At 56.2% G+C, this 21,679-nt stretch carries 22 protein-coding genes; 5 read left to right on the top strand and 17 right to left on the bottom strand.

Annotation, left to right across the window (positions count from 1 at the left end; genetic code table 11):
- Positions 1-58 precede the first annotated feature (58 nt).
- Positions 59-817, bottom strand: a complete 759-nt coding sequence (locus O1724_RS11725; protein WP_003857136.1) for a DeoR/GlpR family DNA-binding transcription regulator — start codon at positions 815-817, stop codon at positions 59-61.
- 86 nt (positions 818-903) lie between these two features.
- On the opposite strand from O1724_RS11725, the gene O1724_RS11720 reads away from it, so the two are divergent.
- Together O1724_RS11720 and tam are read left to right on the top strand one after the other, a co-directional pair.
- Positions 904-1,488 (top strand): NUDIX hydrolase, encoded by a 585-nt coding sequence (locus O1724_RS11720; RefSeq protein ID WP_126296794.1) that lies wholly within the window; start codon positions 904-906, stop codon positions 1,486-1,488.
- Between the two features lie 84 nt (positions 1,489-1,572).
- The gene (gene tam, locus O1724_RS11715) at positions 1,573-2,331 is read left to right on the top strand and encodes a trans-aconitate 2-methyltransferase (RefSeq protein WP_023314159.1); all 759 of its coding nucleotides are present in this window, start codon (positions 1,573-1,575) and stop codon (positions 2,329-2,331) included.
- Between the two features lie 6 nt (positions 2,332-2,337).
- Here the strand turns inward: tam and O1724_RS11710 are convergent, their stop codons facing one another.
- The 5 genes from O1724_RS11710 to O1724_RS11690 all read right to left on the bottom strand — a co-directional run bounded on the left by O1724_RS11710 (position 2,338) and on the right by O1724_RS11690 (position 7,322).
- Positions 2,338-3,528, bottom strand: a complete 1,191-nt coding sequence (locus O1724_RS11710) for a cytochrome c biogenesis protein/redoxin (RefSeq protein ID WP_058674662.1) — start codon at positions 3,526-3,528, stop codon at positions 2,338-2,340.
- Between the two features lie 135 nt (positions 3,529-3,663).
- Positions 3,664-4,959, bottom strand: a complete 1,296-nt coding sequence (locus tag O1724_RS11705; protein ID WP_126296793.1) for an ATP-binding protein — start codon at positions 4,957-4,959, stop codon at positions 3,664-3,666.
- Complete coding sequence (locus O1724_RS11700; RefSeq protein ID WP_022651194.1) at positions 4,956-5,696, bottom strand: response regulator; 741 nt, start codon at positions 5,694-5,696, stop codon at positions 4,956-4,958. Before O1724_RS11700 ends, O1724_RS11705 begins: the two co-directional genes overlap by 4 nt.
- A 44-nt stretch (positions 5,697-5,740) precedes the next feature.
- A complete protein-coding gene (locus tag O1724_RS11695) occupies positions 5,741-6,736 on the bottom strand; it encodes an alpha/beta fold hydrolase (RefSeq protein ID WP_003857149.1) in 996 nt (331 codons plus the stop codon).
- A gap of 145 nt (positions 6,737-6,881) precedes the next feature.
- A complete protein-coding gene (locus O1724_RS11690; protein ID WP_003857152.1) occupies positions 6,882-7,322 on the bottom strand; it encodes a GNAT family N-acetyltransferase in 441 nt (146 codons plus the stop codon).
- Positions 7,323-7,625: 303 nt separating this feature from the next.
- On the opposite strand from O1724_RS11690, the gene O1724_RS11685 reads away from it, so the two are divergent.
- A complete protein-coding gene (locus O1724_RS11685; protein WP_023314155.1) occupies positions 7,626-8,174 on the top strand; it encodes a GNAT family N-acetyltransferase in 549 nt (182 codons plus the stop codon).
- Here O1724_RS11685 and O1724_RS11680 read toward each other — a convergent pair.
- The 8 genes from O1724_RS11680 to sad form a co-directional block, all read right to left on the bottom strand.
- On the bottom strand, positions 8,162-9,076 hold the full coding sequence (locus O1724_RS11680; protein ID WP_003857155.1) for a bestrophin family protein: 915 nt from the start codon (positions 9,074-9,076) through the stop codon (positions 8,162-8,164). The genes O1724_RS11685 and O1724_RS11680 overlap by 13 nt on opposite strands.
- A 201-nt stretch (positions 9,077-9,277) precedes the next feature.
- The gene (locus tag O1724_RS11675; RefSeq protein WP_003857157.1) at positions 9,278-10,729 is read right to left on the bottom strand and encodes a tagaturonate reductase; all 1,452 of its coding nucleotides are present in this window, start codon (positions 10,727-10,729) and stop codon (positions 9,278-9,280) included.
- A gap of 116 nt (positions 10,730-10,845) precedes the next feature.
- Positions 10,846-11,373: a GNAT family N-acetyltransferase gene (locus O1724_RS11670; RefSeq protein WP_045333039.1), complete on the bottom strand. Its 528-nt coding sequence runs from the start codon at positions 11,371-11,373 to the stop codon at positions 10,846-10,848.
- Positions 11,374-11,455: 82 nt separating this feature from the next.
- Positions 11,456-12,421 (bottom strand): sensor domain-containing diguanylate cyclase, encoded by a 966-nt coding sequence (locus tag O1724_RS11665; RefSeq protein WP_032609205.1) that lies wholly within the window; start codon positions 12,419-12,421, stop codon positions 11,456-11,458.
- 58 nt (positions 12,422-12,479) lie between these two features.
- The gene (locus tag O1724_RS11660; RefSeq protein ID WP_003857163.1) at positions 12,480-12,842 is read right to left on the bottom strand and encodes a DUF4186 domain-containing protein; all 363 of its coding nucleotides are present in this window, start codon (positions 12,840-12,842) and stop codon (positions 12,480-12,482) included.
- A complete protein-coding gene (gene glsB, locus O1724_RS11655) occupies positions 12,842-13,768 on the bottom strand; it encodes a glutaminase B (protein ID WP_003857165.1) in 927 nt (308 codons plus the stop codon). The genes O1724_RS11660 and glsB overlap by 1 nt, the downstream gene beginning before the upstream one ends.
- Positions 13,769-13,830: 62 nt before the next feature.
- Positions 13,831-15,420 (bottom strand): methyl-accepting chemotaxis protein, encoded by a 1,590-nt coding sequence (locus O1724_RS11650; RefSeq protein ID WP_126296792.1) that lies wholly within the window; start codon positions 15,418-15,420, stop codon positions 13,831-13,833.
- Positions 15,421-15,546: 126 nt separating this feature from the next.
- Entirely contained in the window at positions 15,547-16,929 is a 1,383-nt protein-coding gene (gene sad / locus O1724_RS11645) for a succinate-semialdehyde dehydrogenase (protein WP_126296791.1), read from the bottom strand.
- Positions 16,930-17,028: 99 nt separating this feature from the next.
- Here sad and ptrR point away from each other — a divergent pair, with 99 nt between their 5' ends.
- Positions 17,029-17,907 (top strand): putrescine utilization regulator PtrR, encoded by an 879-nt coding sequence (ptrR, locus tag O1724_RS11640; protein WP_126296790.1) that lies wholly within the window; start codon positions 17,029-17,031, stop codon positions 17,905-17,907.
- Here the strand turns inward: ptrR and O1724_RS11635 are convergent.
- Positions 17,904-18,716: a PhzF family phenazine biosynthesis protein gene (locus O1724_RS11635; protein WP_126296836.1), complete on the bottom strand. Its 813-nt coding sequence runs from the start codon at positions 18,714-18,716 to the stop codon at positions 17,904-17,906. The two genes, ptrR and O1724_RS11635, sit on opposite strands and share 4 nt — an antisense overlap.
- 22 nt (positions 18,717-18,738) lie before the next feature.
- Positions 18,739-19,527: a PhzF family phenazine biosynthesis protein gene (locus O1724_RS11630; protein ID WP_126296789.1), complete on the bottom strand. Its 789-nt coding sequence runs from the start codon at positions 19,525-19,527 to the stop codon at positions 18,739-18,741.
- Between the two features lie 176 nt (positions 19,528-19,703).
- Between O1724_RS11630 and O1724_RS11625 the strand changes: the two genes are divergently transcribed.
- A complete protein-coding gene (locus O1724_RS11625) occupies positions 19,704-20,900 on the top strand; it encodes a sugar transporter (protein WP_017693434.1) in 1,197 nt (398 codons plus the stop codon).
- Positions 20,901-20,943: 43 nt separating this feature from the next.
- Here the strand turns inward: O1724_RS11625 and O1724_RS11620 are convergent, their stop codons facing one another.
- Entirely contained in the window at positions 20,944-21,609 is a 666-nt protein-coding gene (locus O1724_RS11620; protein WP_126296788.1) for a MarC family NAAT transporter, read from the bottom strand.
- Positions 21,610-21,679: the final 70 nt, after the last annotated feature.

Raw genomic sequence — 21,679 nt, 5'->3', positions numbered from 1 at the left:
AAGGATAACCTTTGTCTGTTTGACAGCCTGGCGGTCAGGCTGGCAAAAAAGCGGTTATTTACTGGCTTGCGATCACCGTAACGCCCTTTTCTTTCATGGCGCTCACCCAGCGTTCATCCGTTGTGTTTTCAACAACCAGCGTATTCACCAGCGACAGGTCGCCAATCACGAACGCCGAGGCCGTGTTGATCTTTTCCGGCGAGGCCAGTACCACCGTTTCCGCCGCTCTGCCGGAAAATGCACGTTTGATGCACGCTTCTTCATAATCTCCGGTGGTCAGCCCGGCCTCAGGATGCACGCCGGTGACACCCATGAAAAACAGATCCGCATGAATATTATTGATGCCTTCAATTGCGGCCGCGCCGACCGTGACGATGGAGTGTTTATACAAACGACCACCGATCAGGATCACCTCTATGCTCGGATGGCCGACCAGACCCAATGCGATACCCGGGCTGTGCGTCACCACGGTTATCGGTAAATCGGGTGGCAAGAATGTAATAAGTTCGGAGGTGGTCGTCCCGCCATCAATGATCACCACCTGCCCCGGTGAAATGAGCTGCGCGCCTCGCCGTGCCACGCGTTTTTTTGCATCCATTTTGACGGACTGACGCTCGGCAAAAGGCGCAATCGCTGAAGATGCTGGCAGTGCACCGCCGTGAACACGCTGCAAACGCCCTTCTGCCGCCAGTTCACGTAAATCCCGGCGGATAGTGTCCTCAGACACCGAGAAAAAGAGGCTGAGCGCGGTTGACTGGACCTGGCCTTCCGCCTCCAGTTTTTCCAGAATCAACTGTTTACGCTGGCTTGTGAGCATGAATTATTCCTGATGTTGCACGATATGTCTTGTGTTTGCACGATAGTGCTGTTTATGATGCTTACTCTACGAGAGGAGAGCCAAACGTGCAATCAAAACGTGCAGATATACGCATCATCAACAGCGAAACGTTGTCCGACAACTGGTATAACCTGAAAAAATACACTTATGAACTCCAGCGCAGCGATGGCGACTGGCAGCGGCAAGAGCGTGAAGTGTATGACCGGGGGAATGGCGCGACGATACTGCTCTATAATCGCGACAGCAAAACCGTCATTCTGACGCGTCAGTTCCGTTTCCCGGTGTTTATAAATGGTCACGAAGAGGATCTCATTGAGGCGGCCGCCGGGTTGCTCGATAACCTTGACCCGGAAAGCCGGATTAAGGCCGAAGCGGAAGAAGAAACCGGGTATAAGGTGACGCGCGTAGAGAAAATTTTTGAGGCCTATATGAGCCCGGGCTCGGTTACCGAGAAACTCTACTTCTATCTGGCGGAATATCACCCGCAGGATCGGACCAGCGCGGGCGGCGGCGTTAAAGCAGAGGGAGAAGATATCGACGTACTGGAAATGACGCTGGACGACGCGCTTCGGGGCATTGAAAATGGGCAGATTGTCGACGGAAAAACCATCATGCTGCTCTATCACCTGGCCCTCAAAGGCATTTTATAATCTCACCATTAGCCAGATACCTGCCCCGGCGCAGGTGTTTGCCTGTGCTATTCTTGCTGAATACCTCAACACGGAGATGCGAAAATGGCCGACTGGGATCCCTCTCTTTATCTACAGTACAGCGCAGAACGCACACGTCCCGCCGCTGAGTTACTCGCCCGGGTGCCGCTTGCTGACATAACCTCTGCCGTGGATTTGGGCTGCGGGCCAGGCAACAGCACCGCGCTGCTGAAACAGCGCTGGCCTTCAGCGCAGATCGCCGGCGTGGATAACTCCCCGGCCATGCTGGAGGAAGCCCGACAGGCCCTGCCAGACTGCCACTTTGTTGAGGCGGATATCCGGCACTACAAACCTGACCAGCCGCTCAGCCTGATCTACGCCAACGCCTCATTGCAATGGATCCCGGACCATTACCACCTTCTGCCACACCTGGTTTCACTGCTCCAGTTAAACGGCGTGCTGGCGGTGCAAATGCCTGACAACTGGCTTGAGCCGACGCACGCCCTGATGCGTGAAGTTGCCTGGGAACAGGGCTACCCCGATCGTGGCCGCGAGCCATTGCCGGGTATCCATGCCTACTACGATATTCTGACGGAAGCGGGATGTGACGTGGATATCTGGCGCACCACCTACTTCCATCAGATGAGCTCTCATCAGGCGATTATTGACTGGGTCAGCGCGACGGGGTTACGGCCGTGGTTACAGGAACTCAACGAAAGCGAGCAGAAAAACTATCTGAAACGCTACCTTGAGCTGCTGGAAGAGCAGTATCCGCTCCAGGAGAACGGGCAGATACTGCTGGCTTTTCCGCGCCTGTTTATGGTGGCTCAGCGGGTTCCGTAAGCCGGATCAGGAACGCGCTTCCTTGAGCAACTGCTGAATCACGGCCTCCTGCTTGTCGTAGTTACCTTCGCCAAACGCGGTGTAACGCAGTTGCCCTTTCGCATCGAAATAGTAATGCGCTGGCCAGTACTGATTTCCGAACGCGCTCCAGATTTTGTAGTTATTATCCGTCACTACGCGGTACGGCAGCTGCCATTTATTGACCGCGTTTTTCACCGATGATAACGGCTTTTCCCAGGGGTATTCCGGGGTATGGACGCCAATCACCACCAGACCTTGTGACTCATATTTCTTCGCCCAGTCTCGAACATGCGGAAGGGTATGCTGGCAGTTGATACAGTCCCAGGTCCAGAAATCGATAAGCACAACTTTCCCCCGCAAGGCCTCAGACGTGACAGGGTCACCGTTTACCCAGCCCGTACCGCCGCTTAATGATGGTAGCTGGCTGCTTGGCGTTGCGTCAGCGACTGGTTGCAGTTTCACCTGCGTGGAGGATGGTTGCGCAAGGCTCAACAGAGCGTTTTCCAGCTGGTCGGCAATACCGTTGGCACCTTTCAGGGCTGAGGTCATCCCGCTGGCGTTGAACGCAACGGCAGCTAACATCATCACTCCCGCTCCCTGACGCAAACGCGCCATCAATGCGGATTTGGCTCTCAGAGGGGTTATCAGCTTACGGCCCCCCGCGACAAGCAGCCCCAGCATCAACGCGCACCCACTGCCGTAAGCGGCTAACAGCGCTCCGGTTGCGATGGCCGAGTGGCCCGCAATATTAATGCTGAAGATCGCCCCGAGAATCGGTCCGGCACAGGGGGACCACAGAAGTCCAACGGCCAGCCCTGCCAGAAAAGCCGAAACCAGGCCGTGTCGCTGAACGCTGTGGGTGTTGAGAACGTTTCCCGCACTGACCGCCGGACGGGCAATGCGCTGAGCAAACTGCGGGAAGATCAGAGCCAGGGCAGCAATGCTCAGTATCAGCAGCGCAATCCAGCGACCGATAACGGTGGCGTCAGCGATCCACTCGCTGGCAACCGTTACTACCATCGCCACCAACGTGAACATCACAATCATTCCCGCCAGAAGCGCCAGAATGTGTTTGCGCTGCCCCTGAAAGCTAGCGAACAGCAGAGGAATGACGGGAAGCGTGCACGGACTGAGCAGGCTAATCATGCCGCCCAAAAAAGCGATTATCAGAAACATAACGACCTCACGATACGGTTGCTGCGAAGGTGCAGTGAGGTTATTTGACCGTACGAATGTGTTCAGGCCGTGTGCGAAAAGCTGAATTTTGTCTGCCTGCGTATCGGCATGGGGTGCAGATACACAGGCGTACAATTAACCGCGCGGAAGAGTCACGCTTACGACCAGCCCGCCCTCTGCCCGGTTTGCAATATGCAATTTCCCGTCAAGCTGGGCGGTGAGCTGCGCGGCAATGGCGAGGCCTAACCCGGTGCCGCCCGTTTCGCGGTTGCGCGACGTTTCAACCCGGTAGAACGGCTGTAACACCGCCTCCAGTTCTGCCTCCGGGATGCCGGGGCCGTTATCCATAATACGGATCGCGACCTGCCTTTCATCTTCATCAATCTCTATAACCGCGCTATCGCCAAACTTGAGCGCATTATCCAGCAGATTGGTCATTACCCTGCGCAATGCCTGTGGACGAGTAACGATCGGCAGACGCGCATTGCGTGCATGAAACTGCACGTTTTTACCAATGTCCTGATAATCACTGGCGATGCTGTTAACCCACGCGTTCAGCTCCAGCTTCAGCGTGGTCTCTTCCAGAGATTCTGATGACCGGGCATAGGCAATCCCCTCCCGTACCAGGCGCGACATATTATCCAGGTCGCTCAGCAGCTTATCGCGGAGTTCGGGCTGATCTGCCATTTCGATCCGCAGCTTCATGCGCGTGATGGGCGTCTGGAGATCGTGAGAAATGGACGCCAGAATCTGCGCGCGTTCACGCAGATACGTTTGTATCCGCGATTGCATCTCATTAAAAGCGTGTGCAGCCTGGCGCACTTCAACCGGTCCTTTTTCAGTCATCGGTGAATGGGCCGCAGGATCGAGGGAATCAACCGCACGCGTGAATTGCAGGAAAGGCCGGACAACCTGGCGTACGGCAATCCAGGAGCAGAGCGCGACAAGTAACAGCTGAAGAACTAGCACCACGGGTAACCAGCTGGCGACAGGCGGCATGCGCGGGATCAGATCGATAGTGAGCGGTGCGCCGTCGCGGAGCGCCAGATGGGCCTGAATATGGGAGATCGGCCCTGGCACCGCCGTAAACTGGAGCGGATATTGGGCTGAAAGCGTCTCTTTCAGGGTGCGAATTGCATCCCGCGAGCGCTTGTCCGTTGGTGCGGCGCCTGCCTCGCCGGGGCCAAGGATATAACGATAATTACCGCGACTGAGCCGTTCCAGCCACTCTGGCCGCTCTTTGGCCGGAAGCCGGTCGAGAATGGCCACGCTGGTCGCCACGTCATTCTCAAGATTGCCCAGCATAACCGTGCGCGCGCTGTGCATTCGCTCAACCATGACCAGCGTCAGGCTGAGCGCGTTAGCCAGTAAGAGTCCAAGCAGCACAATGATCAGCAGCCGGGCCAGTAAGGTGCGGGGCCATAGTGTCATTCATTGGCCTCGACGATGGTCACCGGCATGGTAAAAACGTAGCCTTCGCTGCGAACGGTTTTAATGTAGGCCGGCGTGCGGGCATCTTCATTCAGGCGCTGTCGCACGCGGCTCACCAGGAGATCAATCGAACGCTCAAACAGCTCGGCATCACGTCCCTGCGTCAGGTTCAGCAGCTGATCGCGGGTCAGCACCCGTTGAGGATGATCGAGGAATACGCGCAAAAGGCGATATTCCGCCCCGCTGAGCGCCACAACCATCCCCTCGTTATCAATCAGATGACGCGCCACGGTATCCAGTTGCCATTCACCGAACACCACCAGGCGCCCTGCCTCGGTCACCTGAAGATTAGGCGGCATAGTACGAAAACGACGCAGGATAGCTTTGATACGCGCCAGCAGTTCGCGGGCCACAAACGGTTTCACCACATAATCGTCGGCGCCCATCTCCAGTCCCAGGATCCGGTCCGTGTCCTCGTTGCGCGCGGTGAGCATCAGGATCGGCAGATCCTTATGCCTGCTGCTGCGCAGCTGTCGACACAGCGTCAGGCCATCATCGCCGGGCATCATCACGTCCAGCACCACCAGGTCGATATGCTGTTTGTCGAGCACTACGCGCATCTCTTTCCCGTTCGCCGCGCCAGAGGCGTGGTAACCGGATTTCACGAGGTAATCGACAATCAGTTCACGAATATCCCTGTCGTCATCGACGACAAGGATGTGATCAATATGCTCCACCGCAGGCTCCTGATTAAGAGGTAACGGATTGAAAATAGCACATATCAGAGCTTATCCGCGTCGACAACGGCTTTAACAAAGTCCTGCGGATCTTCCTGCGGCGGGTTGTGGCCAACCGTTGCGCCGAAAGTACGGTGCTCATATTTTCCGGTGAATTTCCCCGCATAGGCTGCGGGTGCAGGATGTGGTGCTCCGTTGTTACCACCCTCGATGGTGATGGTCGGCACCGTAATATTCGGCAGCGTAGCTAGCTTTTGTTCGTAGGCGTCATATTTCTGCTCACCCTTCTCCAGCCCCAGACGCCAGCGGTAATTACTGAGCGTGACGGCAACGTGGTCCGGGTTATCGAGGGATTTGGCGCTGGCATTGAAGGTGGCATCGCTGAATTTCCAGTCAGGCGAAGCCTGGGACCAGATCAACCGGGCAAAATCGTGCGTATTTTTAGCATAGCCCTCCGCCCCGCGCGGCGTGGCGAAATAGAACTGATACCACCACTGAACCTCTGCCTTCGGCGGTAAAGGCTGTTTGCCAATCGCCTGGCTGCTGATCAGGTAGCCACTTACCGAGACCAGCGATTTCACCCGTTCCGGCCAGAGCGCTGCAACGATATCTGCCGTACGCGCCCCCCAGTCATAACCGGCAAACACCGCCTGTTTGATATTCAGGGCGTCCATCAGGTTGACGATGTCTTTTGCCATTGCCGAAGGCTGGCCGTTTCGCGGCGTTTTATCAGAAATAAAGCGTGTGGTGCCGTACCCGCGCAGGGACGGCACAATGACACGATACCCCTTCGCGGCCAGCGCGGGGGCCACTTCTGCATAACTGTGAATGTCGTACGGCCAGCCATGCAGCAGGATCACCGGTTGCCCCTCTTTTGGCCCGATATCGACGTAACCGACGTTCAAATCGCCAGCGTTAATCTGTTTAACCTGGTTAAAGGCCGACGCGTAATCCTTACCCGTCGCTTCTGCCTGACAGGACATCACGGTGCCAAGTGATACGGTCAGGGCGACGGCTGAGTATGCGAGTTTATTAAACATGATGTTATCTCCGGGTAAGTTCAGTTGACGGAGATATAACACCATGCGTTTGTACAGGAGATGTGTGCGGATGCGGTTTTATTGCATACCTGTGTATGTATCACAGAGGCAGATACAGTGTGATACAAACCCAGGTATTAAACGACTAAAGCGAGATTCGGTACCGGACGTAATCGTCGGCTTCACCATAGTGATCATACAGCTTACGCGCAGGATTATTCATGCGGGTTACCCAGTAGAGTTTTGACCACCCTTCCCGCTTGCCTTCATCGATCAGGGCGTCGATAAGCGCTTTACCCGCCCCTGCGCCACGTTCAGCAGCGTCAACAAACAGATCTTCCAGATAGCAAACGGGCGCGGTTGACCAGGTCCCTTCATGCAGGACGCACATGGCGAAGCCGATGACGCGGCCGTCCTTCTCCACGACACGGCAAAACAGAGATGATGAATCTGCGAGCGCCCTGTCCCAGGTGGCCGCGGTAACGGACTCGTCAAGGTAGCACTCATAAAAATGGGTATAGCCATCCCACAGCGGTCGCCATTGTGGGTAATCATCTGTGCATAAAGGACGTACGGTTAGCGTCATCTGTTCTGACCTTACAAATCAATTGCCATTTCAATACAGCGTAAATGCGCGTCGGCCATACGCGAGTAATGCGTATTTTCACCCAGCATGGCAAAACCCACTAGATTTTGCAGCCATGGCGAATCGCTTCGTTACGGACGTGCCAGAGTGTTTCGGCTTCTTCGGGCCTGGCTTTTCTCAGCATCATATAACCCCTTTTATGGATAAACCTGAATAACAAAAGCACGACCAAATAGAATGTGATATTGATGAAAATACCAGAACCCAAACAAAAGCATAACGCTTAATTATGGAGATCAGCGGATGACCATACCCACGCTTACCACCGAGCGCCTGATATTACGCCCCCTGATTGCAGAAGATGCCGTTCAGATCCAGCAACACTATCCGCGCTGGGAGATTGTCCGCTATATGGTGGCTTCAGTCCCCTGGCCCTACCCGGAAAACGGTGCAGAAAATTATGTCAACAACGTTGCACTGCCCGATATGGCCAAAGGGATTGCGTGGTTCTGGACGATTCGCCGTCGCGAAGCGCCTGACGAACTGATGGGGTTGATTTGCCTGTATGACGTGGAGGACAACAATCGGGGCTTCTGGCTCGCGCCGGAATTTCAGGGCCAGGGATATATGCGCGAGGCGAGTATTGCGGCCACGGATTACTGGTTCAATACGCTCAATAAACCGGTGTTGCGCGCGCCGAAAGCGGCTGCAAACAGCCGCTCCCGATGTATTTCAGACAGCAGCGGCATGCGGCTCATCAGGACGGAGAAGAAAGCCTATGTCAGCGGTCTGCTGGATTCGGAGCTGTGGGAAATCACCCGCGACGAGTGGAATGCCCGTCAGGTCAGCTGATAATGCTTATCCGGCATCAGTCTTTCAGGTATGTTCTCTTCATCGTTCATCTGCAACAGATCGCGCTCCATCATGTTGCAGATGGCGTCCAGCGGCAGATCGTTATCTTCCGTCCCAAACGGATCTTCCAGCTCTTCCGCCAGCGTGTCCAGCGAGATAAAGGTGTAGGAAATCAGTGCAGAGACAAAGGGCGTCATGTAATGCAGGTCAACGACCAGCGCAAACGGCAGCATGATGCAGAACAGATACACCGTCCGGTGCAGGATCAGCGTATAGGCAAACGGGACTGGCGTATTGGCGATACGCTCACAGCCAGCCAGCACGATGGACATATCATTAAGGCGGTTGTTGAGGCTGTGAAACAGAATGTCTGAAAGGTGCCCGCTACGCCGCCGCACGGCCAGCCACTCCCCCATGATCAGCAGGATACGGTTCGCCGGCGAGTTGGCGTCCATCACTTTGCGTAAATCGTCTGGAGCCAGATAGCGGGACAGCTGATCGGCATTGGTTTCTCTGCGTAGAGTCATTCGCAGACAGTTAGCAAACGCGATTTGCAGGCGGACAAACTCTCCAAGATGTTTATCATCCGGCAAGGTGTTTTTTACCTCGCGAAACAGCGAGCGCGCCGCTATCATCAACTGCCCCCAAAGCAGACGCGCCTCAACGTAGCGCGAATAACAGGCGTTATTGCGAAACCCCAGGAAGATGGCGATAGCCACACCCAGAATGCTGAACGGCGCGACGGTAAACCGGATACCCAGCGAGGTGTACCACGGCAGCATGACAATCACGGCGATGGAAAGCAGGAAGTTAAGCAGCAGTCGGGTATAAATTTTGGGAAGTACCGAACCATGCCAGACAAAAATCAGTTGCAGCCAGTGCTGTTGAGGACGAACAATCATAATCAGCTTCAGAAAAGTAAAGAGCGCGGCTATTAAACGTGATCCCCCTCACGGTTGCAAGCATGTTAATAGTTCATTGCATTTTCTGACCTGTTAAGCCTGAACCGCACGGTGCCGCAAGTGCTTTCTAAAAAAAGAACGTATAGTATGTTGTAACTAAATGGGGTCTTTAAAAAACCCGGCAAACGCCGGGCATTATGATTAGCAGAGCGGTTTCACCGCATCGCGCATGCCTTTGCTTAAAATCGCATCCAGATCCAGCGCAACCTGGTCTACCAGTCCGTTAACCAGAGTGAGATCCTGTTCCCAGTGTTCGCTCACGCTTAACACCGACGATACCAGTTCACGGGTAGTGACCTGTTTGTCGTGATGTTGCGTCCACAACTGCTGGTAACGTTCAAGCCAGTGCGCATCGTCCTGCACCGGATAGCGCTCACCGTTGCGCTCGGCACGGTAAAATGCAATCAGCGCCGCCAGAGCAAAGGTCAGACGTGCTGGCAGTTTGCCGGTCGCCTTCTGCCCTGCCAGCAGTTGCGGCAGAATGCGGGTGCGGTACTTGGTCATCCCGTTCAGTGCAATCGACAGCAGCTGATGCTTAATGTACGGATTACGGAAACGCCCCGTTACGGCACTGGCGAAGGAGTGCAGCTCGTCGCGCGGCAGATCCAGGACCGGAATAATCTCCTCATAAATAGCCTTCTCTACGAACGCGCAAATTTCCGCGTCGTTCATGGCTTCCCCAACCGTATCCAGGCCGGCCTGAAAAGCGACCGGAACCAGCGCCGTGTGCGCGCCGTTGAGGATCGCCACCTTACGCTCTTTATACGGTTTGATATCGTCAACAATCAGGACGTTAAGCGAGTATTTATCCAGGCGCAGTTCTGCTGCAAGTGATTTTGGCCCCTGAATAACAAACAGATAGAAATGTTCTGCCGTGTCGAGGAAGCAGTCTTGATAGCCCAGACCAGCTTCCAGCTCTGCCACCTCATCACGCGGATAGCCGGTAACAATGCGGTCAACCAGCGTCGAACAGAAAGTGTTAGCATCATTCAGCCACGCAATGAATGCCGCCGGCAGTGCCCACTCCTGTGCATAACGTAGCACCAGTTCACGCAGGGCATCGCCGTTGTAGTCGATAAGCTCACAAGGAATAATGATCCAGCCTTTATCCGCAGCCCCGTTAAAGTGGGTAAAGCGTTCGAACAGCAGACGCGTCAGTTTGGCCGGATAGCTGGCAGCAGGCGCATCGTCATACTTATCGCCCGCATGATAGCTGATGCCCGCTTCCGTGGTATTGGAGAAGACAAACCGCATGTCCGGGTTATGGGCGAGCTTCAGAAATTCATCGTACTGGCTGTAGACGCTGATTTCACGATTTACGGAACGAATAAGACGCGCATCGCTTACCGCTTCTCCCTGCTCATTCAGACCACGAATAATCGTGGTATACAGACCTTCCTGGGTGCTCAGCGACGGCGGAAAATCGCTCTGGATCGGCCGCACAATCACCACACCGGCATTGAGATCGGTATGCTCGTTTAAGAGGTCGATTTGCCAGTCAACGAACGCGCGCAGGAAGTTACCTTCGCCAAACTGGATGATACGTTCAGGGTAGCACGCACCGGGGAAATCACGACGGTTGAGAGTGTTCACAATGGAGGTCCTTTATGATTAGTCATACAGCCTGATAAGATTGGTGTGATAACTTATCAAAACTTCAGGACCAGTACCCCTGTCTGGATCAACTCAGGACGCGATGGTGAAAAATATCAAAGAAATTTATAGAACATCGAGGTCGCCGTCATGTCCCCGTTCGGCATCAGGGCGTAGCGTGGGATCTCCCCCGCCTTTTGCCAGCCCGCTCTCTGATAAAACGTCTCCGCGCCGCTGCCGGTCGAGGTATCAAGCACCAGCACCGTAAGCGCTTTTTCACGCGCAACCGCCTCCAGGGCTTCCATCAGCGCCATTGCCGCCCCTTTACGGCGCGCCTTCTCATGAACCAGCAGTTTCGCGACATCTGCACGGTGCGGCTGGTTTTCAGGCTGATCGGTGATCAGCTGGACCGTGCCAACCAGCCCCTGCTCCGCATCAAAACAGCCCAGGACGGTACGCTCGTCGCGCCCGACGCTGTCTGCGACGCCGAGCCAGAAGGTTCGGGCTTTCCCGGCAGAAAAAGGCAGCATAAAGCTGACGGAGGCGCCGCCGTTGACACAGTTGACGAGAATATCGTTCAGGGCATCAATGTGGGTGAGGATGTCCTGTCGGGAGAGAGGTTTAATCAGCATGGGAGAGTTCATTGCGCGTCCTTAGGTTGAATCTCTCCACTTTGCTATTAACATTTTTGTAACGCAATAAGCGATGACATAGAATTTCGTTATGTCATTTTTCGCCGTGGTGTTGCCGCTTCATGGCGTACATTTGCGCATCCGCGTGTTTTAACCATGCCTGAATATCGTTGCGGTGATGATCGAACTCGCTCAGCCCCCAGGAGAACTGTAACGACCAGGGATGCAGCTGACGCGCGTTATACTTTTCCGTTTGTTCGACGAGATACTGCATGGCGATCCAGGCGCCAGGCTCATCGGTATCCGCAAACAGCACCGCGAACTCATCTCCCCCGAAACGTACCAGCAGATCGGCCTCGCGGAACGAGGAACGCATCAGGGCGGCCATCGCTTTCAGAGCTTTGTCACCCTCCTGATGTCCGAAGCGATCGTTAATGGTTTTGAAATGGTCCAGATCCAGCCAGCCAAGAGTTAACGGTTCTGCCCGACGCTGCGAAACCGACAGTGCAAACTGCGCAAACTGGTTAAACCCGCGACGGTTAAACAATCCCGTGAGTTCATCGGTCGTGGCGGCGCTAACGGCTGCAAATTCATCCTCCGCCAGCGCGCTGAGATCGGCCAGTACGGCGGCATCCGCCGCGGTAAACTCCCGCGGCGCGTAATCAATGAGACACAACGATCCTACGCACGCCCCGTCGCGTAAACGCAGCGGGAAACCGGCATAAAAGCGCACGCCCGGATCTCCCGCCACCTGCGGATTATCCGCGAAGCGTTCGTCCAGCAGCGTGTCACTCACCACCAGCGGCGCGTCACCCAGGATCGTATGACCGCAAAACGAGAGGTCGCGAGGCTGGCTGGCGAGTGCCCGGCCGTCAGCAGATTTCACGATCGCGGCGTGGTCATCCACCAGCGTAATCATCGCCAGCGGCACCCTGAAAAAGCGTGTTGCCAGCCGCGTAAGACGATCAAACGCGGGATAATTGTCGATCTCAAGCAGACCGGATTCGCGCAGCGCATTCATGCGCTCCGCTTCATTAACGGGAATTTGAGGTGCCTTCATAACGTCTCCTGACGCTGAGCATTAGTAAAAGCGTAGCTTAAACAGAGACATTGTCAGTTCAGGAGGCACGATTTACCTCTATGACCAGCCAATGATGGATTACGTTGACGATATACTGTTGTTGCTGCGCACTCAGCGGCACGCCCTGCGGAATAGCGTGCCACTTAGCCAGACAGCCCCGACAGCAGGTTGCCGTGGCATGCTGGGCGATAAAAACCGGATGGCCGCGCATCGGCGTCTGCTTACCGTCATTCACCGGGTGTGCAGGCGCCAGCCGCGCGGCGACAAAATCGGCGGCATGCTTATCGATAGTCTCTGCGCCCTTATCCCAGCAGTATTGCCGCTCTTTCGTCCCTAAATGAAATCGTGAACGAAACGTGGAGCGAGCCAGGCGCGCGAACAGAGGATCTAACGTGGACATCAGTATACGGACCGTCCAAGACGTTTGGTCAGCTGTTCCAGCGCCGCTACGCCCGCCAGTGAATTTCCGGTCTCGTCCAGTTCCGGGCTCCAGACGGCAATCGCCATCTCGTGGGGGACAATCGCCACGACCCCACCGCCAACGCCGGATTTAGCCGGCAGCCCCACGCGCCAGGCAAACTCCCCGGCATTCTGATACATTCCGCTGGTTGCCATTAAGGCGTTGATCTGCCGGGCCTGCATCGGGGAGACAACGTCCTCGCCCAGATGAGGGGCATGGCCCTGATGCGCCAGAAACAGAAATGTCTGCGCCAGTTCAACGCAGTTCATCTTCAGCGCGCAGTAATGAAAATAGTTTTGCAGCACCGTGGCAACGTCATTATGAAAGTTGCCGAAGGACTTCATCAGCCAGGCGATGGCGGCGTTACGTGCAGAGTGTTCAAACTCAGAGCGCGCTACCACCGGATCGTAGGCGATGTCCTGCACGCCGGAAAGCTGCCGCACAATCTGTAGCATCCGCTGACGCGGCGCGCTCAGCCGGCTTTGCAGCATATCGCACACCACCAGCGCCCCGGCGTTAATAAATGGGTTACGCGGCTTACCCTGTTCGATTTCCAGCTGAAGAAGGGAGTTAAACGGCTGACCGGACGGATCTTTGCCCACCCGCTGCCAGATCTCCTGCTCGTCATACTGGCGCATGGCGGCAACGAGGCTAAGCACTTTTGAGATCGACTGAATGGAAAATCGCTCCAGCGCGTCTCCCGCCTGAAAACGCTGCCCGTCGACAGTACAAATGGCGATGCCGAGCTTATTACCGCTGATCGAGGCCAGCGCGGGAATGTAATCGGCAACCTTACCCTGCCCCAGTAACGGACGAACCTGCGCCAGAATCTCGTCCAGCATCTCATTATGGATGACCGCAGCCACACTTTGCTCCTTGCCCTCAGGCTAAAACGGGCTGCGAGTATAACAGAGGCTTATACGTCACGTCAGGCAGGGAGACGAAAACGCGAGACGGCCTGCAACAAAAGATCGGACTGTTGATGCAGGCGCTCAGAGGCATTTGACGCTTCGCTAACCAGCACATCAGTCTGACGCGATACCTGATTCAGCGCCTGAAGTTGGCGCGTCATCTGATGAATGCTATCCCCCTGATTCAGGGTGGCCAAGGAAATATCATTTAGCAAGCTGCTCAGATTCGCCACCAGCCCGGTGACCTGTTGCAAATTCTCTTCCAGACGGTTTACCACCTGAGATCCTTCCTCAATGCCCTGAAGCGAGTGGTTAATCAGCGCCTGGATGGTTTGCGTAGAGTGACTGCTTTTTCTGGCCAGCAACCCCACTTCCCGGGCGACCACCGCAAATCCGCGCCCCTGCTCTCCTGCATGGGCGGCTTCAATGGCAGCATTGAGGGCGAGAATGTTGGTCTGAAACGCCACGCTGTCGATCATCGCGACGATCCCGCGCATCTCTGAGGATCGGTCGACGATCGTCTGCATCGAGCCATTCACCGCCGCCATCATTTGCTCCCCGCCTACGGCAGCCTGTCGGGCCTCATCCGCGCGCGAGCGGGCGAGTTTTGCATAACCTGTGTTCCCCTCAACGTGGGTTTCGAGATCGGCGATATGCGCGGTCACCTCCTCCAGCTCTTTGGCTTGTCGCGTAGACTGCTGATAAAGCTTCTGATTCCCCTGCGCAAGTGACCCAATATTTTCAACCATGGCGGTAGTGGCCTCGCTGACCTGAGCCACCAGCTGCTGTAGCCCAAGCTGCATGGCAGTAATACTGCCGCAGAGCTGGCTGATTTCACGGTTAAAGCGCACAACGTCAGGCGGCGTGCCTGATAAATCCCCTGCCGCAAGCTGGTTAATATGGATAATCAGACGGCGTAGCGGGGATATCACCCACTTCGCCATTCCAAACCAGACGGCTATGGCAATGGCCAGCAGCACCAGCGGCGCAAACAGGAACAGCCGTTGCAGGCCTGAGAGTTGTTCCATGAGCGACTGACGCCCCTGTATCGCCTGCTTCTCACTCCGTTGCTGATAGCGTGCAAAGTTGTCATTAAAATCGGTCTGAAAGGCCTGGGCGGGTACGGCAAAAAAGAGGTCGATGCTGTTGGTTTTCACCAGCCCTTCCGCCTGCTCGCTAATGGCACCGAAGAATAGCTGATAGCTGTTAACAAGCCCCTCGTCCTGCGGAGGATTAAGCGCGAGCCATGCTTGCCATGCCTGTTGAGACGTCGCCAGGGATTTTTGCGCCTCGTCCATCAGGCTATGCCAGCTCCCTTCCGAACCGGTCTCTTTATCCTGCATAAAGTACACGCCGGAGCGGTTGAGCAGATCGCTCGCCGCAAGCAGCGAAATACGGGCCTGATCCAGCCTGCTCTGTTGCTGCCAGGCCAGCTGATTGCGCTGTTCGTTACGCTGGGCTTCATTCAGGGAGGCGGTGAGCAGGAAGGAGGAAGAGAGTTGCAGGGCGGAGAAAAGGCCAATGATACAAAAGATGCCGGTCAGCAGGCCAAACTGACGAGGAATAAAGCGCGGCGCAAGACGACTAAAAATTTGCGTTAGGTTCATAATTTTCTTCTGTAACAATACGTTAGACGCGGCGAGTCTACGAAACGAAAATGACAGAACCATTACGCAAAAATGACAGGAAACGTGAACTGCCGGGTAGCGGCCTGGCCTTACCCGGCAACAATATTAGATGCGATCCTTCCACACCGTCTGCACATTACAGAACTCATGCAGACCGAAATGAGATAGCTCTCGCCCGAAGCCGCTCTTCTTCACTCCGCCAAAGGCAACGCGCGCATCGCTTGCGCTATAGCCGTTGATAAAGACTCCGCCGCACTCCAGCTCACGCGCGAAGGTTTCAGCCAGCGCATCGTTCGCGGTAAAGACCGTCGCCGATAAGCCAAAATCGCTGTCGTTAGCCAGCTGCAACGCGTGCGCCGCATCATTGGCGACGGTAATCGCGGCCACCGGGCCAAACAGCTCCTGACGGAAGGCCGTCATCTGTGGGGTGACGCCGCCGAGTACGGTTGGCGCATAATAGTTACCGCTCCCGGCAAGCTTCTCTCCGCCGAGCAGCAGGGTCGCCCCTTCCGCCAGCGTAGCCTGCACCTGCTGATGTAGTTCATCGCGAAGATCAAATCGCGCCATCGGGCCAATATAGTTATCTTCTTCATCCGGTGCGCCCATCTTCAGCGCCTTGACCGCGTCAACAAAGCGTTGGGTAAAGGCGTCCGCTACGCCCGCTTCCACAATAAAGCGTTTTGCCGCCGCACAAACCTGTCCGGTATTCTGATAACGTCCGGCCACCGCCGCGTTGACGGCCAGATCAAGATCCGCATCGTTCAGAACGATAAACGGATCGGAACCGCCCAGCTCCAGCACGCATTTCTTCAGCGCCGCGCCCGCCTGCGCGCCAATTGCCGCACCAGCCCGAACGCTGCCGGTTACGGTCACCGCCGCGATACGCCGATCGTTAATCGCCTGGCTGACGCCGTCATTTGTCGCGTTCACCCAGCCAAAGACCCCCTCCGGGAAACCGGCATCCGCGAATACCTTCCCGATCAGCTCCGCCGAGCCGAGCACATTTGGCGCATGTTTAAGCAGATAGCTGTTCCCTGCCAGCAGGATCGGCACCGCACCGCGCAGCACCTGCCAGAGCGGGAAATTCCACGGCATCACCGCAAGAATAGGTCCCAGCGGACGGTACTCAATCACCGCATTTTCGACCTGGGTTGATTCCGGGTGCAGCATCGACGGGCCGTGTTCAGCGTACCAGTCGCAAAGGCTGGCGGACTTAGCCACCTCCGCACGCGCCTGCACAATGGGCTTGCCCATCTCCCGGGAGATAGTCTGCGCCATCTCTTCCGCACGGCTACGCAGTGCCGCACCCAGATCGCGAAGTTTTTGCGCCCGGTGCGCCACGCTTTCGCGTCGCCATTGACGAAAACCGGTATCCGCCTGTGCAATGGCACGCTCAACGTCACGGGACGTTGCCCACGGGTAAGCAGCCAGCGTTTCGCTGGTAGCCGGGTTGACAGAGTGGGCATGGGTAGCAGATGAATACGTCATGATGTCCTCCACGTAATAACAGTTGATTGATTGTGGCCTACTCTGCTATTTCTTAAAAATGAATAATACTCACCACCTTATTCACGAATCGAGAACAGCATGGACTTAACACAGCTTGAGATGTTTAACGCCGTCTCACTGACCGGCAGCATTACCCAGGCGGCGCAGAAGGTACACCGGGTGCCCTCAAACCTCACCACCCGCATCCGACAGCTAGAAGCGGATCTCGGCGTGGAGCTGTTTATTCGCGAGAATCAGCGCCTGCGGCTTTCCCCCGCCGGGCACAATTTTTTGCGCTACAGCAAACAGATCCTGGCGCTGGTCGACGAAGCGCGAATGGTCGTCGCCGGGGATGAACCGCAGGGATTATTCTCGCTCGGCGCGCTGGAAAGTACCGCCGCCGTACGCATTCCGGAAAGTCTGGCGCGGTTTAACCAGCGCTATCCGCGCATTCAGTTTGCGTTATCCACCGGGCCTTCCGGTACGATGATTGACGGCGTGCTTGAAGGGACGCTTAGCGCCGCCTTTGTCGACGGGCCGCTCTCGCACCCGGAACTGGAAGGAATGCCGGTTTACCGGGAAGAGATGATGCTGGTCACCCCTGCGGGCCACGCGGAAGTGTCAAAAGCCACGCAGGTGAGCGGCAGCGACGTGTATGCCTTTCGCGCCAACTGTTCTTACCGGCGTCATCTGGAGAGCTGGTTCCATGCCGACCGCGTAACGCCGGGAAGGATCCATGAGATGGAGTCCTACCACGGGATGCTCGCCTGTGTGATTGCCGGGGCAGGCATTGCGCTGATGCCCCGCTCCATGCTGGAGAGCATGCCGGGGCATCATCAGGTGGCGGCGTGGCCGCTGGCGGAAAACTGGCGCTGGCTCACCACCTGGCTGGTGTGGCGACGCGGGGCGATGACACGCCAGCTGGAGGCATTTATCGCGCTGCTGAACGAGCGTCAGCCACCTGCGCCCAGTTGTTAAAGTTGAACGTAGTCCTGGAGTCGAAGGAAAATTTTTCCCTTCATATACAACGTGGCCTGCCCGCCAATCAGCACGCGGTCGCCTTTCAGCTCGCAGCGCAGATCCCCGCCGCGCAAGGAGACCTGGCGGGCCGACATCTGCGTTTTACCAAGCTTTTCGCTCCAGTACGGGATCAGCATGCTGTGAGCTGATCCCGTCACCGGATCTTCGGGCACCCCTTCCCCCGGGCAGAAGAAGCGGCTGACGAAATCATACTCATCTCCCGGCGCTGTAACGCAGACCATTTTCCCCAGCGGGAGCATAGCCGCGATATCCGGCGTCAGCGCCTCCACCTGCCGCTGGCTGTCGAGCACCACCATGTAGTCACGCCCCACACGGACCTCGTTTGCCGCGTTAATGCCCAGCGCGCTGAACAGCACTGGGGGTGGAGTATCGACAACCTCGGTTGACCACGCCGGGAAATTAAGCGTAAGCCAGTCGCCGCTGCGTTGTACCGTCAGTTCGCCGACAAAGCGCGTGGTGAAGGTGATTTCCGTATGCGGATAATCCAGGTATTCAAAAATAACGTGAGAAGCCGCGAGGGTTGCGTGGCCACAGAGGTTAATTTCATCCTGCGTGGTAAACCAGCGCAGTTCAAACCCGTTATCCGTTCGGACAAAGAACGCCGTCTCTGACTGATTATGCTGCTTCGCCATCTTCAGCAGCGTCTCATCCGGCAGCCACGCTTCCAGCGGACACACCGCCGCCGCATTGCCGCCGAACGCCCTGTCGCTGAAGGCATCTACCAGATAAAAATCAATTTTCTGCATCATTTGTTCCTCTTAGATTTATTCAGCGCAGAAATACTGTGCCCTTCAGATACAGCGCCGCCTGCCCGCCCATCCACACGCGGTCGCCCTTGAGTTCGCAGCGTACGTCTCCTCCACGGACGGAAACCTGGCGGGCAAACATCTGTGTTTTGCCAAGCCGTTCACTCCAGTAAGGGATCAGCATGGTGTGCGCGGAGCCGGTGACAGGATCTTCCGGCACGGCCACGCCCGGCGAGAAGAAACGACTGATAAAGTCGTATTCTCCTTCGTCCCGGGCGGTGACGGCCACTTTATGCTCCCCCGGCGTCATGGCGGAGAAATCCGGATTAATGGCTTCCACCTGCTCGCGGCTCTCCAGTACCAGCACCCAGGCGCGGCCTTTTCGCGCCTCGACGTAGTGGGTGATACCGAGTGCGGTGAGCAACTCCGGTGGCGGCGTCTGTGCCTGCGTCGGGCAGGCCGGGAAGTCCAGCGTCATCCAGTCACCTTCACGGCTGACGGTCAGGCGACCAGAGGCAGTGTCAAAATGAAGGCGTGAGTCCGGATAATCCAGTTCGTTAAACAGAACATACGCCGCGGCAAGCGTCGCGTGACCACACAGATTAACCTCGGTTAGCGTGGTGAACCAGCGCAACTCGATCCCCCCTTTGGTACACACAAAAAAGGCGGTTTCCGACTGGTTATGCTGTTGTGCCATCCGCAGTAACGTCTCATCCGGTAGCCACGCGTCGAGGGGGCACACCGCCGCCGGGTTGCCGCCAAAAGAGGACGCGCTGAACGCATCTACCAGATAAAAATCAATCTCCTGCATTGTGTTACCGCCTGTTTTTGTTGTGTTGTTCTTTATCTTCAATGAAAACAACCGCGTTCGCTACCGCTGCATGAAGGTAAATTTTGTGATTCATATCACATAACGGTTGAGTTTTCGCCGTTTAAGGCTTTAAGATCGTCTCCTCATCTTTCAGGCAACGAATCCCAGATATCCCTATGACAACACACACGGTTTCCCGCAGGGTCGCGTGGCTACGCGTGGTCACGCTCGCCATCGCAGCGTTTATTTTCAACACCACGGAATTTGTTCCGGTTGGGCTGCTGTCCGACATTGCAGCCAGCTTCCATATGGAAACGGCACAGGTTGGCATTATGCTGACCATCTATGCATGGGTGGTAGCGCTGATGTCGCTGCCGTTTATGCTGCTGACCAGCCAGATGGAACGTCGTAAGCTGCTGATTGGGCTGTTTGTGGTGTTCATTGCCAGCCATGTGCTGTCATTTATGGCATGGAACTTCACCGTGCTGGTCATCAGCCGCGTCGGCATCGCGTTTGCCCATGCCGTTTTCTGGTCGATCACCGCATCGCTCGCCATTCGTCTGGCCCCGGCGGGGAAACGCGCCCAGGCGCTGAGCCTGATTGCCACCGGAACGGCGCTGGCGATGGTGTTAGGCCTGCCGATCGGGCGCATTGTGGGTCAATACTTCGGCTGGCGCACCACCTTCTTTGCCATCGGCATGGGGGCGCTGATCACCCTGGTGTGTCTGATCAAACTGCTGCCAAAACTGCCCAGCGAACACTCCGGCTCGCTGAAAAGTCTTCCGCTGCTGATGCGTCGACCGGCGCTGATGAGCATCTATTTGCTGACCGTGATTGTGGTGACCGCCCATTACACGGCCTACAGCTATATTGAGCCGTTTGTTCAGGTTGTGGCGGGCTTTAGCGCTAACTTTGCCACCGTTCTGCTGCTGATCCTGGGCGGCGCGGGGATTATCGGGAGCATCCTGTTCGGGAAGCTGGGCAATCAGCATGCGTCTGCGCTTGTAAGCAGTGCGATTGGCCTGCTGCTGGCATGTCTGCTGTTACTGATGCCTGCGGCAGGCAGCGAGAGTCATCTGGCGATCCTCAGTCTGTTCTGGGGCGTGGCGATCATGATTATTGGTCTGGGAATGCAGGTCAAAGTGCTGGCGCTGGCCCCGGACGCCACGGACGTAGCGATGTCGCTCTTCTCCGGGATTTTTAATCTGGGGATTGGCGCCGGTGCGCTGGTGGGAAATCAGATCAGCCTGCATGTATCGATGTCGGCCATTGGCTATCTCGGGGCGATTCCGGCGCTGATCGCGCTGATCTGGTCGGTGCTTATCTTCCGTAAATGGCCGGTCGCGATGGAAGAGCAGTCCAGCCACGGTTGACGTTTGTTGTGCCGGGTGGCTCTGCGCTTACCCGGCAACGTTTTCAATGATACGTCTTAACAATCTCCAGCACGCCGTTAATAATAAACTGCACGCCCATACAGACCAGCAGGAAACCCATCAGACGGGAGATAGCCTCAATCCCCCCCTTGCCCACCCAGCGCATAATCGCCCCGGAACTGCGCAATGACCCCCAGACAATAATGGCAATAAGCGCAAAAATGATCGGCGGCGCAACGGTGATAACCCAGTGCGGAAATGTCGACCCATCACGCACCGTTGAGGCGGAACTGATGATCATCGCAATCGTTCCCGGCCCTGCCGTGCTCGGCATGGCTAACGGCACAAACGCGATGTTGGCGCTCGGTTCGCTTTCAAGCTCCTCCGATTTGCTTTTGGCTTCCGGGGATTCGTGCGCTTTGTGCGCCGGGAACAGCATCCGGAAACCAATAAAGGCCACGATCAGCCCGCCAGCGATACGCAGACCGGGAATCGAAATACCAAAGGTATTCATCACCAGTTGCCCGGCGTAATAAGCCACCATCGTTATGGCAAAGACATACACAGAGGCCATCATCGACTGCTGATTGCGCTCCGCGCTGTTCATGTTCCCCGCCAGCCCCAGAAAAAGCGCCACCGTCGTTAACGGGTTCGCCAGCGGCAGCAACACCACCAGCCCAAGTCCCACTGCTTTAATCAAATCCAACATAATGCACCGCAGTCCTTATCCTTATTCAACATCGCAATTATAGGGGCAAATCCTCGTCCGTAGCCATCCG

This window comes from Enterobacter cloacae complex sp. HYC074_NIDB (genome assembly GCF_056673345.1).
This window is presented reverse-complemented; position numbering and strand designations above follow the sequence as displayed.

What these genes read in the sequence shown, in the direction of transcription:
- O1724_RS11725 (WP_003857136.1), bottom strand. Translation starts at nt 817, where the DNA reads ATGCTCACAAGCCAGCGTAAACAGTTGATTCTGGAAAAACTGGAGGCG.
- tam (WP_023314159.1), top strand. Translation starts at nt 1,573, where the DNA reads ATGGCCGACTGGGATCCCTCTCTTTATCTACAGTACAGCGCAGAACGC.
- O1724_RS11710 (WP_058674662.1), bottom strand. Translation starts at nt 3,528, where the DNA reads ATGTTTCTGATAATCGCTTTTTTGGGCGGCATGATTAGCCTGCTCAGT.
- O1724_RS11705 (WP_126296793.1), bottom strand. Translation starts at nt 4,959, where the DNA reads ATGACACTATGGCCCCGCACCTTACTGGCCCGGCTGCTGATCATTGTG.
- O1724_RS11695 (WP_003857149.1), bottom strand. Translation starts at nt 6,736, where the DNA reads ATGTTTAATAAACTCGCATACTCAGCCGTCGCCCTGACCGTATCACTT.
- O1724_RS11690 (WP_003857152.1), bottom strand. Translation starts at nt 7,322, where the DNA reads ATGACGCTAACCGTACGTCCTTTATGCACAGATGATTACCCACAATGG.
- O1724_RS11685 (WP_023314155.1), top strand. Translation starts at nt 7,626, where the DNA reads ATGACCATACCCACGCTTACCACCGAGCGCCTGATATTACGCCCCCTG.
- O1724_RS11680 (WP_003857155.1), bottom strand. Translation starts at nt 9,076, where the DNA reads ATGATTGTTCGTCCTCAACAGCACTGGCTGCAACTGATTTTTGTCTGG.
- O1724_RS11670 (WP_045333039.1), bottom strand. Translation starts at nt 11,373, where the DNA reads ATGAACTCTCCCATGCTGATTAAACCTCTCTCCCGACAGGACATCCTC.
- O1724_RS11665 (WP_032609205.1), bottom strand. Translation starts at nt 12,421, where the DNA reads ATGAAGGCACCTCAAATTCCCGTTAATGAAGCGGAGCGCATGAATGCG.
- O1724_RS11660 (WP_003857163.1), bottom strand. Translation starts at nt 12,842, where the DNA reads ATGTCCACGTTAGATCCTCTGTTCGCGCGCCTGGCTCGCTCCACGTTT.
- O1724_RS11650 (WP_126296792.1), bottom strand. Translation starts at nt 15,420, where the DNA reads ATGAACCTAACGCAAATTTTTAGTCGTCTTGCGCCGCGCTTTATTCCT.
- sad (WP_126296791.1), bottom strand. Translation starts at nt 16,929, where the DNA reads ATGACGTATTCATCTGCTACCCATGCCCACTCTGTCAACCCGGCTACC.
- ptrR (WP_126296790.1), top strand. Translation starts at nt 17,029, where the DNA reads ATGGACTTAACACAGCTTGAGATGTTTAACGCCGTCTCACTGACCGGC.
- O1724_RS11635 (WP_126296836.1), bottom strand. Translation starts at nt 18,716, where the DNA reads ATGCAGAAAATTGATTTTTATCTGGTAGATGCCTTCAGCGACAGGGCG.
- O1724_RS11630 (WP_126296789.1), bottom strand. Translation starts at nt 19,527, where the DNA reads ATGCAGGAGATTGATTTTTATCTGGTAGATGCGTTCAGCGCGTCCTCT.
- O1724_RS11625 (WP_017693434.1), top strand. Translation starts at nt 19,704, where the DNA reads ATGACAACACACACGGTTTCCCGCAGGGTCGCGTGGCTACGCGTGGTC.
- O1724_RS11620 (WP_126296788.1), bottom strand. Translation starts at nt 21,609, where the DNA reads ATGTTGGATTTGATTAAAGCAGTGGGACTTGGGCTGGTGGTGTTGCTG.